Source organism: Trinickia caryophylli, assembly GCF_034424545.1.
GTDB classification, from domain to species: Bacteria; Pseudomonadota; Gammaproteobacteria; order Burkholderiales; family Burkholderiaceae; genus Trinickia; species Trinickia caryophylli.
On sequence record NZ_CP139970.1, the window covers coordinates 244,859 to 257,727 of the forward strand.

Annotated in this window: 11 protein-coding genes; 6 read left to right on the top strand and 5 right to left on the bottom strand. The window is 66.4% G+C overall.

Annotated features, from left to right (window positions below; translation table 11 throughout):
- Window positions 1-79: 79 nt before the first annotated feature.
- The 4 genes from selD to U0034_RS01095 form a co-directional block, all read right to left on the bottom strand.
- Window positions 80-1,144, bottom strand: coding sequence for a selenide, water dikinase SelD (selD, locus tag U0034_RS01080; RefSeq protein ID WP_085226346.1), 1,065 nt, complete (start codon window positions 1,142-1,144; stop codon window positions 80-82).
- A 17-nt stretch (window positions 1,145-1,161) separates the two neighbouring features.
- On the bottom strand, window positions 1,162-2,229 hold the full coding sequence (locus U0034_RS01085) for a permease (RefSeq protein WP_085226344.1): 1,068 nt from the start codon (window positions 2,227-2,229) through the stop codon (window positions 1,162-1,164).
- Window positions 2,230-2,343: 114 nt separating this feature from the next.
- Window positions 2,344-3,486, bottom strand: a complete 1,143-nt coding sequence (gene mnmH, locus U0034_RS01090) for a tRNA 2-selenouridine(34) synthase MnmH (protein ID WP_085226342.1) — start codon at window positions 3,484-3,486, stop codon at window positions 2,344-2,346.
- 134 nt (window positions 3,487-3,620) lie between these two features.
- The gene (locus U0034_RS01095; protein WP_085226515.1) at window positions 3,621-4,511 is read right to left on the bottom strand and encodes a LysR family transcriptional regulator; all 891 of its coding nucleotides are present in this window, start codon (window positions 4,509-4,511) and stop codon (window positions 3,621-3,623) included.
- A gap of 139 nt (window positions 4,512-4,650) precedes the next feature.
- Between U0034_RS01095 and U0034_RS01100 the strand changes: the two genes are divergently transcribed.
- Window positions 4,651-5,376: a pirin family protein gene (locus U0034_RS01100; protein WP_085226513.1), complete on the top strand. Its 726-nt coding sequence runs from the start codon at window positions 4,651-4,653 to the stop codon at window positions 5,374-5,376.
- A 104-nt stretch (window positions 5,377-5,480) separates the two neighbouring features.
- Here U0034_RS01100 and U0034_RS01105 read toward each other — a convergent pair whose 3' ends face one another.
- Window positions 5,481-6,188: a FadR/GntR family transcriptional regulator gene (locus U0034_RS01105; RefSeq protein WP_085226340.1), complete on the bottom strand. Its 708-nt coding sequence runs from the start codon at window positions 6,186-6,188 to the stop codon at window positions 5,481-5,483.
- Window positions 6,189-6,527: 339 nt separating this feature from the next.
- Here U0034_RS01105 and U0034_RS01110 point away from each other — a divergent pair, with 339 nt between their 5' ends.
- From U0034_RS01110 to uxuA, 5 genes are all read left to right on the top strand, one after another.
- Window positions 6,528-7,550 (top strand): zinc-binding alcohol dehydrogenase family protein, encoded by a 1,023-nt coding sequence (locus U0034_RS01110; protein WP_085226338.1) that lies wholly within the window; start codon window positions 6,528-6,530, stop codon window positions 7,548-7,550.
- Window positions 7,551-7,572: 22 nt separating this feature from the next.
- Window positions 7,573-8,703, top strand: coding sequence for a mannitol dehydrogenase family protein (locus U0034_RS01115; protein WP_085226336.1), 1,131 nt, complete (start codon window positions 7,573-7,575; stop codon window positions 8,701-8,703).
- Between the two features lie 137 nt (window positions 8,704-8,840).
- Window positions 8,841-10,121: an MFS transporter gene (locus U0034_RS01120; protein WP_085226510.1), complete on the top strand. Its 1,281-nt coding sequence runs from the start codon at window positions 8,841-8,843 to the stop codon at window positions 10,119-10,121.
- 54 nt (window positions 10,122-10,175) lie between these two features.
- A complete protein-coding gene (locus tag U0034_RS01125) occupies window positions 10,176-11,723 on the top strand; it encodes a UxaA family hydrolase (RefSeq protein WP_085226334.1) in 1,548 nt (515 codons plus the stop codon).
- A 39-nt stretch (window positions 11,724-11,762) separates the two neighbouring features.
- On the top strand, window positions 11,763-12,806 hold the full coding sequence (gene uxuA / locus U0034_RS01130) for a mannonate dehydratase (protein WP_085226332.1): 1,044 nt from the start codon (window positions 11,763-11,765) through the stop codon (window positions 12,804-12,806).
- Window positions 12,807-12,869: the final 63 nt, after the last annotated feature.

Genomic DNA, 12,869 nt, shown 5'->3' on the forward strand with positions numbered 1-12,869 from the left:
TAAGCGCGAGATTGTAACCGATTCGTTGCCCTATGTCGCGCACTGGCTGACGCCGAACCGCGGGCGCAAGCTTCTCGGCTCAGCCCACGAACACGTGCGGCTCGCCGCGCGCCATCTCGCCAATCACCGACGCCTCCTCGAAGCCGCCCTGCCGCATGCAGGCAAGCACCGCTTCCACGGCGTCCGGCGCGCAGGAAACCAGCAGTCCGCCCGATGTCTGCGGATCGGTCAGGAGCGACTGTGCGATCGGCGGCAGCGACGGTGAAAGCGTGACCTGCGCACCGTACGCGGCCCAATTGCGCCCCGAGGCCCCCGTGACCAACCCCGCTTCGGCCAGCGCGGCAACGCCGTCGAACCAGGGCAGCGACGCATAATCGACGCGCGCACGCAGCCCCGCGCCGCGACAGAGCTCGAGCAGGTGGCCAAGCAAGCCGAAACCCGTGACATCGGTCATCGCGTGCACACCCTCCAAGGCGGCAAGCGCCGTACCGGGGCGGTTGAGCCGCGTCGTCGCCGCGATCATTGCCGCGTAGCCCGCTGCGTCGAGGCGCCCCTTTTTCAGCGCCGCCGACATGATCCCGACGCCGAGCGGCTTGCCGAGCACAAGCACGTCTGCGGCGCGCGCGCTCGCATTGCGCAGCACCCGGCGCGGATCGACGACACCGATCGCGGCAAGCCCGTAGATCGGCTCGACGGAATCGATCGAGTGCCCGCCGGCGACCGGAATGCCCGCCTCCGCGCAGATCGATTCGCCGCCTTGCAGCACACGGGCGATCGTCTCGCGCGGCAGCACGTTGATCGGCATGCCGACGATCGCCAGCGCAAAGAGCGGCTTGCCGCCCATCGCATAAATATCCGACAAGGCATTCGTTGCCGCGATGCGTCCGAAGTCGTAGGGATCGTCGACTATCGGCATGAAAAAGTCCGTCGTCGCCACGATCGCCTGTTCGTCGTTGAGGCGGTAGACCGCCGCATCGTCGGCCGTCTCGGAGCCCACCAGGAGATCGGCAAACAAAGGCTGCGGCGTCGTTCGCTTGAGCAGTTCCGCGAGCACGCCGGGCGCGATCTTGCAACCGCAGCCGCCACCGTGCGAGAGCTCGGTCAGCCGCGGTACGTTCGTGCCAGCACTCGATGAGGCATTCATGGCTTGTCTCCGTGAGCTCAGAACAAGGTCGCCGCGATGAAGCCGGCCAGCACCCCCACAGCCAGCACGGACAGCACCACGGTCGCAATCGTGCGCGCGCCGAGCGTCCGCGCCGTCATGGCAAGCGAGGGGATGCTGATCGGGGGCAGCGTCATCAACAGCGCCGCGGCCGGCCCGGCCTGCACACCAAGCGCAAGCATCGCCTGCACGATGGGCACTTCGCCCGCCGTCGGAATCACGAAGAGCGTGCCGGCCGCGGCAAACGCCAGAATCCATCCGATCGTGTTGTCGACTTCAGGGCCGACATGCGGGAACAACAGCGCGCGCGCCGCGCCGAGCAACAGCACGAGCGCGATGTATTCGGGAATCAGCCGCACAGCCATCTGCGCAAGCAGCTTCATCCAACGTCCGAAGACCGATTGGCCCTCGGACTGCGCGGGCACCATCGCGTCGAGTTGCGAACGCGCGGAGGCTCGTTCGGCGGCCGTTGCGGTGCGATCGACGAGCCAGCCGCCGCCGAAGACGAGCAGCGCGCCGAGCGCGAGGCGCAGCGCGCTCCAATGCCAGCCGAGCACGAAGCCCATGAAGACGAGCGTGGCCGGGTTCAGTACGGAATTGCCGAGCCAGAAGGCCACGGCCGCGCCCTGCGACGCGTGACGCTTGCGCAAGCCGACGACGACGGGCGCCGCGCAGCAGGTGCACATCATGCCGGGCAGCGCGAGCAGGCCGCCGGCAGCGACGCTGCGCAGCCCTGCCCGTCCGAGCGCGCGCGCCACCCAGTGCGCCGGCAACAGGGCTTGCACCGCGGAACCGAGCAGCAGGCCGAGCACCATGGCCTGCCAGATCGCGCGCCCATAAGCGAGCGCATAGTGCAGCGCGGCCTGCCACGACGGCGACTCGATCGCGCTGCCCTGCCCCCCGGTCAGAATCGACGAACCGATCGCATGCGTAGCTGCGGCAACATGCGCGCGATGGTAGTACGGCGACCACTTGACGTAGTAAAGGCCAATGACGGCGATGAGCAGAAAAACCGCCACGGCAATCGGCGAAGCGGCCGGGCGCCGCGGCTGAGCAAGTGAATTCATATTCGTTGGTCGATGTTCCTGGTGTTCGTGTTTATCGGAATAGCGCGGCAGCGGCGGCTGGTCGCATCCCGCGGGTACCGCAGGCCCCGTGCCGCCGTCGCATCGGTATTGCCATCAGCGTTCCGCTGCAACAGCTTCGGCCACGCTCGGCCGTTGCGTGCCGTTTGCAGCCGTGGCAGTTGCGTCTGCCGCTGCGATTTCAATGCCCCACTTCGCCTCCGCCAGCGCGACGAGCCTGCGTGCCTGGCCCGCGATGTCCGCGTCGCCGGGATCGAACTCGAATTCGAGCGCGCCGTCGAGCCCGCCGAACGAACGCTCGCTGCTGCGCGCGTACGCCGGATCGTAGTGGAGTTCGAGCAGTTCGGTCGAAAGGCGCTCGCGTTCGTTCGCGTCGATATACGCATGCCAGCGCTCGACCGTCTGCCGGCTTTGCAACCCGATCAAGCGCGCGAGTTGCTCCTTGAAACGCTCGGGCGCATCGAAGAGATGCCCGTAGTCCTCGAGCAGGAATGCGACGCGCGAGGAAAGCGGCGCGGCCACCTGCACGCACCGCCCCGCGCGGAAGGCGTCGAGCAGCGCCGCCGGCACCGTTACGCGCCCGATACGGCGGCTCTCCGCTTCGACGAACACGGGTCGATCGATCCGGAACCGTGCAAGCTCGGCTGCCAGCGCCGTATCGAAAGCCTTCTGCGAAGGCTGGCCGCACTCGGGCAAGCCGCCGAGCAGCGAGCCCCGGTGCCGGGCGAATCCTTCGAGATCGAGCACCTGCGCGCCCGCTCCGCCAAGCGCATGCAGGAGCCGCGTCTTGCCGGAGCCCGTATGCCCCGCCAGCACGATGTAGCTCAGCCGCGGCGGCACCTGCTCCAGCCGCTCGAGCACGGAGCGGCGGTAAGCCTTGTAGCCGCCGTCGAGCTGACGTGCCTGCCAGCCGATCATGCCGAGGACCACCGTCATCGATCCGGAGCGCTTGCCGCCGCGCCAGCAGTAGACGAGCGGGCGCCAGCCGCGCGGCCGATCGGCGAAGAGCGTGTCGAGATGCGTGGCGATATTGCGCGCGACCATTGCCGCACCCACCCGCGAGGCTTCGAACGGCGACGCCTTGTACAGCGTGCCGACGATCACGCGCTCCTCGTTGCTGAGCACGGGCGCATTGATTGCGCCGGGGATATGGTCTTCGGCGAACTCGAGCGGCGTACGCACGTCGATGATCTCGTCGAACGACGCGAGCGCATCGATTGGGACGACTAGGTTCTTCACGGATTGCTTGCATCGGGGCGCGCCAGAAGGCCTGCGCCGCCGAGAATGCGAAAGGAATGATCCGCCATTATCGCATGCGGATACCTGTGAGCACTCCTGCGCCGCGGCCGGGCGGGATGCGGCCTGCGCGCGCGTTACCTGCCCAGGGCACGCGCAAAACGCTGACGCAGGAATTGTGTAAACGCACGCACCGTGATTGCACTTTCCCGGTGTCGCGGATAAACGGCGTAAAGCGCAAGCGGAGGCGCAGCATACTCGGGCAGCACTTCCAGCAACGCGCCGTTGCCCAGCGCCGAAGAAACAATGAATTCGGGCAACAGCGCGATGCCGAGGCCCGCGATGGCGGCGTCACGGATGACTTCGCCGTTGTCGGCCCGCAGCGGCCCGTGGACTTCGAACGCGCGCTTGGCGCCGTCCACGAAGAACTCCCAGCCGGTTCGTCCTTCCCGCCCATACAGCAGGCACGGATGGCGCGCAAGGTCGTCCGGTGTGGCGGGCAGCCGACGCGCCGAGCCGTAGCCGGGCGAGCAGCAGGCCACCATCCGGATGTCCGTGAGTTTTTGCGCGATCAACGTGGAATCGGCCAGTGTTCCGATGCGCAGCGCCATATCGAATCCATCGCCGATAAGGTCCACGAGACGGTCGCTCAGCTCGATGTCGATACGCACCTGCGGGTTGGCGCACATGAAGTCGGCAACGAGCGGGGACAGATGCGCGGTGCCGAACGAGAGCGGCGCACTGAGGCGCAAGAGCCCCCGCGGCTCGGAGCGCCCGAGCGACAGCGCCTGCTCGGCGTCGGCCACCTCGGCCAGAATCCGCTTCGCCCGCTCGTAAAGGTCCTGCCCGAGATCGGTGACGGCCAGCTTGCGCGTATTTCGCACGAGCAGGCGCACGCCCAGCGTCTGCTCCAGTGCCATTACGCGGCGGCTCACGAACTGCTTGGAAAGCGCCAGCCGGTTCGCCGCGGCCGTCAGGCTGCGTGCGTCCACCGTCGCCACGAATACGCGCAAATCATCGAGATGCATCGTCATCGCCATCGTCCACCAATTTGAGACAGTGATTCGCATTCTGACACAATTCGCATCACCCAAGGCGACATACACTGTCGTCACGGTGAACGGCAGCGAACGGTCGCTGCCCCGAACGATGAATCCGGAGATCGATATGCTCGAAATCAGACACGCCGACGAACGTGGCCGCGCGGAACACGGATGGCTCAGCTCGCGCCACACCTTCTCGTTTGCGAGCTACTACGACGCAAAGCAAATGGGTTTTTCGGACCTGCTCGTAATCAACGACGACCGGGTGATGCCGGGCCGCGGTTTCGGCAAGCACCCGCATCGCGACGTCGAGATTTTTTCCTACGTGCTGGAAGGCGCGCTCGAGCACAAGGATTCGATGGGCAACGGCTCGGTGATCACGCCGGGGGACGTGCAACTGATGAGCGCCGGCACGGGCGTGCTGCACAGCGAGTTCAACCCGTCCGCCGCCGAGCCCGTGCATTTCCTGCAGATCTGGCTGGCAACGGCCACGGCCGGCGCGACCCCGCGCTATCAGCAGCAACGATTCGAGGCGTCGGAAAAGCGCGGCAGGCTGCGGCTCATTCTGTCGCCCGACGGCGACGGGCAGTCGCTGCAGCTGCGGCAGGACGCGCGAATCCATGCGGGCCTCTTCGATGGCGACGAAACGGCGGCGCTCGCGCTCGACGCCGATCGCTACGCGTACGTGCATGTGGCGCGCGGCAGCATCGAGGTCAACGGCCAGAAGCTCGGTGCCGGCGACGGCGTGCGCATTCGCGGCGAGCGCAATCTGACGTTCGCCAACGGCAAGGATGCGGAAGTGCTCGTCTTCGACCTGCGCAACATCGAAGTTTCGGACTTCTGGTCGTAGGCTGACAAGCCATCGGGGCGGTGCCGGGCGGTGCCGTTCCGATGGCCCGATCGGCGCCCGCCCCGTGCGCCCCGCCCGCAGCGCCACCGTGGTTGCCGGTGGCGTCAGCTCTGTTTGCGCAGCGCCATGACCCGTTCCAACGATGCCTTCAGGTGGCGCTGCATCGCCGCCTGCGCCTGCACGGCGTCGTGCGCCTCGAGCGCATCGAGGATTTCCGCGTGCTCCGCCAGCGCCGCGCGCCATGTGCTTTCGCTTTCGAAGTGCCCGCGCAGCTTCGTCGAAAGCGGGCTATGCCGCTCGTCGAACAGCGAGCCGATCATACGCACGACGACCTCGTTGCCCGACATCTGCGCAATGGCCATGTGAAACGCCCGGTCCATCGCAATCGGCACCGCTCCCGCGTCCACCTCCTGCGCCATCTTCTCGAAGATCGACCGCAGCGCCTTCAACGCCTTCGGCTTCGCGAACGGCGCGACGCTCGCCGCCACGGCCCCTTCGATGAGCGAGCGAGCGCCCATGATGTCGACGAGGCTGTCGCCGAGTTCGCTCTCGCCCGGCGCACTGGCGCCCGCGGCTTGCGACGCCGCGCACACGTATACGCCCGAACCCCCGCGAATCTCGACGCGGCCCTCCAGCTCCAGCGCCACGAGCGCCTCGCGCACGGACGGCCGCGAGACGCCGAGCCGTTCGGCCAGTTCGCGCTCGGGCGGCAGGCGGCCGTTGCGTGCGAAGTCGGGCTGGGCCATCAGCGCGCGCAGTTTGTCGGCGATTTGCAGGTAAAGGCGGCGGGTCTCGGCGGGTTTGGCTGCCACGTAACGGTTCCTGTCGATGAGCGGGGCGAGCGCTCGAAGCGCGGCGCCGATTTATCCGCCGATTTGTCCGATTTGTGCAACTCGCTCGGCTTGCCGGTTTTCGGCAGGCACTTGCGGCTGTTGCCGAATCGGCGGTCCATGGGGCGGCGATTTTAAATCGAACCAGCGAGCGTGCAAACGCCGCCAATGTGGCCTGACCAGTGAGCAATAGGTACTACCCCCAATCAAATTGGCTTGACCAGTTCCCAGGGATTTTATATTTTGCTAACCGGTAAGGCCAAACGAATATTTCCGGACGCCAGTTGGCGGCCGGCACTCGCCTCCGTCACCCGAGTCCCCATGAAAACCGTCATTTGCGAACAACCGGGCAAGCTTGCCCTTGCCGAACGGCCCATTCCCGAAACCGGTCCCGACGATGTGCTTTTGCGGATCAAACGTGTGGGCGTCTGCGGCACCGATCTGCACATCTTCACAGGCAATCAGCCCTACCTTGCGTATCCGCGCGTAATGGGCCACGAACTCGCCGGCATCGTCGAGTCGGCCCCGGCCGGTGCCCGTGTCGCCGCTGGCGATCAGGTCTACGTCATGCCGTACATCTCCTGTGGCCACTGCGTCGCATGCCGCGCAGGCAAGACGAACTGCTGCGTCAACATCCAGGTGCTGGGCGTGCACGCGGACGGCGGCATGACCGAGTATCTGGCCGTACCGCAGGCCTTCGTGTTCAAGGCCGATGGCGTGACCCTCGATCAGGCTGCGATGCTCGAGTTTCTCGCCATTGGCGCTCATGCGGTCGCACGCGCCGACGTCGCTGCGGCTCAACGCGCGCTCGTGGTCGGGGCGGGCCCGATCGGCATGGCGGCCGCGCTGTTCGCGAAGCTGCGCGGCGCGCAGGTGTGCGTGCTCGACTCGCGCGCCGACCGGCTCGCCGTCTGCGCGCAGGCGCTCGGGGCCGATCACACGGTCGTGCTCGATACGAGCGGTGCGGCAGCCGACGCCAGGCGTCTCGCCGAGCTGACCGGCAACGAGTTCTTCGACGTGGTCTTCGATGCGACGGGCAATATCAAGGCGATGGAACGCGGGCTCGATTTCGTCGCGCACGGCGGCAAGTACGTACTGATCTCGATCGTGCGCGACCGCCTATCGTTCTCGGATCCGGAGTTCCACAAGCGCGAGACCACGCTGCTGGCGAGCCGCAACGCGACACCGGCCGACTTCGAAACCGTACTCGAAGCAATGCGCGCGGGGCGCGTGCCCACCGATGCGCTCAATACGCACCGGCTCGCGCTCGCGGAGCTGCCCGACGAGTTTCCGAAGCTGCTCGATCCGAACGCGGGCGTGATCAAAGCGCTCGTCGCCTGCTGATCCGCCACCGAAACGAACCGTCATGGGCAATCCGATACTTCAATTCGGCACAAGCCGCTTCCTGCAGGCACACGCCGATCTTTTCATCGCCGAAGCGCTCGAAGCCGGGCGCGCGCTCGGGCAAGTCACGGTCGTACAGACGACGAGCAACCCCGAGAGCCGCGCGCGCATCGAGGCGCTGCGCACGCGCGGCAGCTATCCCGTGCGCATCCGCGGGCTGCGCCGCGAAGCCGTCGTCGATACGACCGTCGAATCGCGCGCGGTCAGCGAGGCACTCGACGCGAACGCTGATTGGCCGCTTGTGGTCGAGCGCTTCGTTCACGATGCCCGCGTCGTCATCTCGAATACGAGCGACAGCGGCTATGCATGCTTCCCGGAAGACACGGCGCAATTGCTCGCGCCCGGCGCCGGCGTGCCGCGCGGGTTCGCCGCCAAACTGGTCGTCTTGCTCCGCGCGCGGTATGCGGCAAACGCCGCCCCGCTCACGTTGCTGCCGTGCGAACTCGTCTCGAACAATGGCGACACGCTGCGCGCGCTCGTCGCCGGGCTCGCGCACGAGTGGACCGGCGACGAGGCATTCGAGCGCTACGTCGAACACACCTGCGTCTGGGTCAACTCGCTCGTCGACCGCATCGTGTCCGAGCCGATCCGCCCCGTCGGTGCCGTTGCCGAGCCGTACGCGTTGTGGGCCATCGAACGGCGCCCCGGGATGGTGCTGCCCTGCGAGCACGACGCGATGATCGTGACCGACGATCTCGCGCATTACGAACGGCTCAAGCTGCTGCTGCTCAACCTCGGGCATACCTTTCTTGCCGAGCGCTGGCTCACCGATGGTCGCCCCGCCGACGAAAACACGCTGCAGGCGATGCGCGACCCAGCGTTGCGCGGCGAGCTGGAAGGTCTCTGGCAGGAGGAAGTGCTGCCGGTGTTCGACGCGCTCGGGCAAGGCGAAACGGCCCGCCGCTATCTAGCCGACGTGCGCGAGCGCTTCGAGAACCCATTTCTCGATCACAAGCTCGCCGATATCGCGCGCAACCACCAGGAAAAAAAGCTGCGCCGGCTGCGGCCCGTGGTCGAGCTCGCCGCCTCCCTCGGCCTGAAGCTTGCTCAACCGCGGCTGAACGAAGCGCTGCGAACGAACGCCTTGGCCTGAAACCGATGCGATGTGCCGACGCGCATCGCATCGAACAGGACAATGCCGACACGCGCGGCGCGGCGCGGCGATTGCCGACGCCGGCTGCCGGAAAAAACGAAGCCCCCTATATCAACGAAATCGAAGGAGACAAAGTCATGCGGAAAATGCGCTGGGTCGTGATCTTCCTATGCTTCATCGCGATCGCCGTGAACTACATCGATCGCGCCAATCTGGCCGTAGCCGCGCCCGAGATCGAAAAAGCGCTCGGCATCGGCCCGGCGCAGATGGGGCTCATCCTGAGCGGCTTTTTCTGGACCTACGCCCTCATGCAGATTCCGTTCGGATGGTTCGTCGATCGCGTCGGCGCGCGTATCGCCCTGCCGCTCGCCGTAGGCTGGTGGTCGCTTTTCACGGCGGCCACGGCGGGCGTCACGAGTGTCGCCGGCATGTTCGGCTGCCGGCTCTTGCTCGGCATAGGCGAAGCCGGCGCCTATCCGTCGTGCGCAAAGCTCGTGAGCCAATGGTTCCGTCCCAGCGAACGCGCGCTCGCAACGAGCATCTTCGATAGCGGCTCGCGCGTCGGCTCGGCGCTCTCGATTCCCGTCGTCGCGCTCATCATCGGCACGCTCGGCTGGAAAGCGGCCTTCGTCATCACGGGCGCGCTCGGCGCCGTCTGGATCGTCGGCTGGTTCATCATCTACCGCAGCCCCGCGCATGGCGACATGACGGGCGAACGCGACGTGGTGCCGCCCTCCGCCCAGGCCGACGACGGCATCACCTGGAGCTCGCTTTTCCGGCACCGCACGCTCTGGGGCATGATGCTCGGCTTCTTCTGCCTGAACTTCGTCATCTACTTCTTCATCACCTGGTTTCCGAGCTATCTCGTGCAAACGCGCGGCTTCTCGCTCAAGTCGCTCGGCACGCTCGGCATGATTCCCGCGCTGATGGCGATTCCCGGCGGCTGGATCGGCGGGCTCGTGTCCGACGCACTGTATCGGCGCGGCTGGAGCCTCACGGCTGCCCGCAAGACCTGCATGGTCGGCGGCATGCTGATGTCGTCGGTGATCACGCTTTCGACGCTCACCTCGAACGTCTACCTCATGCTCGCGTTCTTCGGCATCGCCTACGGCAGCCTCGCGTTCGCGGCGGCGAGCATCTGGTCGTTGCCCGCCGACGTCGCGCCAACGCCACGCCACGTGGCCTCGATCGGCGGCATCCAGAACTTTGCGTCGAACCTCGCAGGCATCGTCATCACGACGTTCACCGGCGCGATGGTCGCGATGACCAAGGGCTCGTTCACGATTCCGCTCGTCGTGGCCGGCGGATTTTGCGTGCTCGGCGCGTTCAGCTATCTCTTCATCGTGGGCAGGATCGAACCGCTTCCCATCGAGCCCAACCGGGACCGCGCAGCGGCGGCCGCGCGCTCGCCGGTGTGAGCACATTCGCTGCCTGTTTCAGCGCTTTCAGATTCAGATTCGAGAGGCACACTCATGTCCATCGCCCCAGCCGCCGCGCATGCGGTCATCCGCCTGCACCCGAACGACGACGTCGTCATCGCCACGCGCCAGCTCATACCGGGCACGCGCCTCGAGGCGGAGGACCTCGTCGTTGCCGGGCTCGTGCCTCCCGGCCATAAAGTCGCGACCCGCGCCATCGCGCAGGGAGAGCCCGTCAAACGCTACAACCAGATCATCGGCGTGGCGCGCGAGCCGATCGCCCGCGGACAGCACGTTCACGTGCACAACCTGGGCATGGCCGAGTTCGCCCGCGAGCACGCGTTCGGGGCGGACGTCCATCCCACGCGCCACGTGTCCGACCCGGCGCAGTTCATGGGCATCAGGCGGGCCGACGGGCGCGTGGCCACACGCAATTTCGTGGGCATCCTGACGAGCGTCAATTGCTCCGCTACCGTTGCGCGCGCCATCGCCGATCACTTCCGACGAGACGTCCATCCCGAGGCGCTGGCGGAGTTCCCGAACGTCGACGGCGTGGTGGCGCTCACGCACGGCCTGGGCTGCGGCATCGACTCGCAAGGCGAAGGGATCGCCATCCTGCGGCGTACGCTCGCCGGCTATGCCGTTCACCCGAACTTCGCCTCGGTGCTCTTCGTCGGACTCGGCTGCGAGACGAACCAGATCGGCAGTGTGCTCGAAGCGGGCGGGCTGCGGGAAGACCCGGCTCGCCTGCGCGCATTCACGATCCAGGAGAGCGGCGGCACGCGCAAGACGGTCGAGCGCGGCATCGCGATGGTGCGCGAGCTGCTGGCCGATGCCAACCGCGTCACGCGCGAGCCCGTGCCGGCCTCGCACCTGAGCGTCGGGCTCCAATGCGGCGGTTCTGACGGCTATTCGGGCATTTCGGCGAACCCGGCGCTCGGCGCGGCCGTCGACCGGCTCGTCGCGCACGGCGGCACCGCCATTCTGTCCGAGACACCGGAGATCTACGGCGCCGAACATCTGCTCACTCGCCGCGCGGTGAGCCGCGAAGTTGGCGAGAAACTGCTTGCGCGGATCGCCTGGTGGCAGGACTACTGCGCGCGCAATCATGCGGCGCTCGACAACAACCCTTCGGCCGGCAACAAGGCCGGCGGCCTCACCACCATCCTCGAAAAGTCGCTCGGTGCCGTGGCCAAGGGCGGTACGACGAACCTCGTGCAGGTGTACGAGTATGCCGAACCCATCGACGCAAGGGGGTTCGTGTTCATGGATTCGCCCGGCTACGATCCCGTTTCGGCCACAGGCCAGGTGGCGTCGGGCGCAAACCTGATCTGCTTCACGACAGGCCGTGGCTCCGCCTACGGATGCGCCCCCGCGCCGTCGCTGAAGCTCGCGACGAACAGCGCACTCTGGGAGCGGCAGGAGGGCGACATGGACATCAACTGCGGCGGTGTGATCGACGGGACTGCGTCGATCGACGCGCTCGGCGAAGCAATCTTCCGCATGATGCTCGATTGCGCGTCGGGCGTGCGCTCGAAAAGCGAGTTGCTCGGCTATGGGCAAAACGAATTCGTCCCCTGGCAGGTTGGCGTCATCGCCTGACGCGCGTTCGCATCCCCATTCGAAAAGGAACCGCCGATCATGAAAATGACGTTTCGCTGGTACGGCGACACCGATCCCGTGCCGCTCGCCTACATCAGGCAGATACCGGGCATGCAGGGCATCGTGTCCGCAATCTACGACGTACCCGTCGGCGAAGTCTGGCCGATCGAGAAGATTCGCGCGCTCAAGGAAAAGATCGAGGCGCACGGCCTCGCGCTCGAAGTGATCGAGAGCGTGCCCGTGCACGAGGACGTCAAGCTCGGCAAGCCGAGCCGCGACCGGTTCATCGCGAACTATGCCGAGACGCTCGCGAACCTCGGCGCCTGCGGCGTGAAAGTGGTTTGCTACAACTTCATGCCCGTGTTCGACTGGACACGCACCTCGCTGGAAATGAAACTGCCCGACGGTTCCTCGACGCTCGCATTCGACGCGAAAGCGGTGGACGCGCTCGATATCGACAACGGCATCGCCCTGCCCGGCTGGGACACGAGCTACCGACCCGAAGCGCTCAAGGCGCTGCTCGCCGAGTACGCCACCCTCGACGAGGAAGGCTTGTGGTCCAATCTCGCTTACTTCCTGCGCGCCATCGTGCCCGCGGCCAAGGAAGCCGGAATCCGGATGGCCATTCATCCCGACGATCCGCCGCGCCCCATTTTCGGGTTGCCCCGCATCGTCAAGAATCGCGACGATCTCGCGCGGCTGCTTGCCATCGTCGACGATCCGGCAAACGGGCTCACCCTCTGTTCCGGCTCGCTCGGCGCCGACGAACGCAACGACATCGCCGCACTCGTGCGCGAGTTCGGCGGCCGCGGCCGGATCCATTTCGCGCATCTGCGCAACGTCAAGACGACGCCGGACGGCGACTTCCACGAGACGGCGCATCGCTCGGCCGACGGCTCGCTCGACATGGCCGAAATCCTGAAAGCGTATTTCGAAATCGGCTTCGACGGTTATGCCCGGCCCGACCATGGACGAATGATCTGGGGAGAAACCGGTCGCCCGGGCTACGGCCTCTATGATCGCGCGCTCGGCGCCGTTTATCTCAACGGAATCTGGGAAGGACTGCACAAAACCGGAACGTGACGGTGGGTAGGTAGGTGGGTAGGTAGGAACGACCGGCTGGCACTGTCTGCTATCATACCTGTA

Excerpts from the sequence above, each read along its gene's own strand:
- selD (WP_085226346.1), bottom strand. The coding sequence starts at position 1,144 with ATGAATGCCTCATCGAGTGCTGGCACGAACGTACCGCGGCTGACCGAG.
- U0034_RS01085 (WP_085226344.1), bottom strand. The coding sequence starts at position 2,229 with ATGAATTCACTTGCTCAGCCGCGGCGCCCGGCCGCTTCGCCGATTGCC.
- U0034_RS01095 (WP_085226515.1), bottom strand. The coding sequence starts at position 4,511 with ATGCATCTCGATGATTTGCGCGTATTCGTGGCGACGGTGGACGCACGC.
- U0034_RS01100 (WP_085226513.1), top strand. The coding sequence starts at position 4,651 with ATGCTCGAAATCAGACACGCCGACGAACGTGGCCGCGCGGAACACGGA.
- U0034_RS01110 (WP_085226338.1), top strand. The coding sequence starts at position 6,528 with ATGAAAACCGTCATTTGCGAACAACCGGGCAAGCTTGCCCTTGCCGAA.
- U0034_RS01115 (WP_085226336.1), top strand. The coding sequence starts at position 7,573 with ATGGGCAATCCGATACTTCAATTCGGCACAAGCCGCTTCCTGCAGGCA.
- U0034_RS01120 (WP_085226510.1), top strand. The coding sequence starts at position 8,841 with ATGCGGAAAATGCGCTGGGTCGTGATCTTCCTATGCTTCATCGCGATC.
- U0034_RS01125 (WP_085226334.1), top strand. The coding sequence starts at position 10,176 with ATGTCCATCGCCCCAGCCGCCGCGCATGCGGTCATCCGCCTGCACCCG.
- uxuA (WP_085226332.1), top strand. The coding sequence starts at position 11,763 with ATGAAAATGACGTTTCGCTGGTACGGCGACACCGATCCCGTGCCGCTC.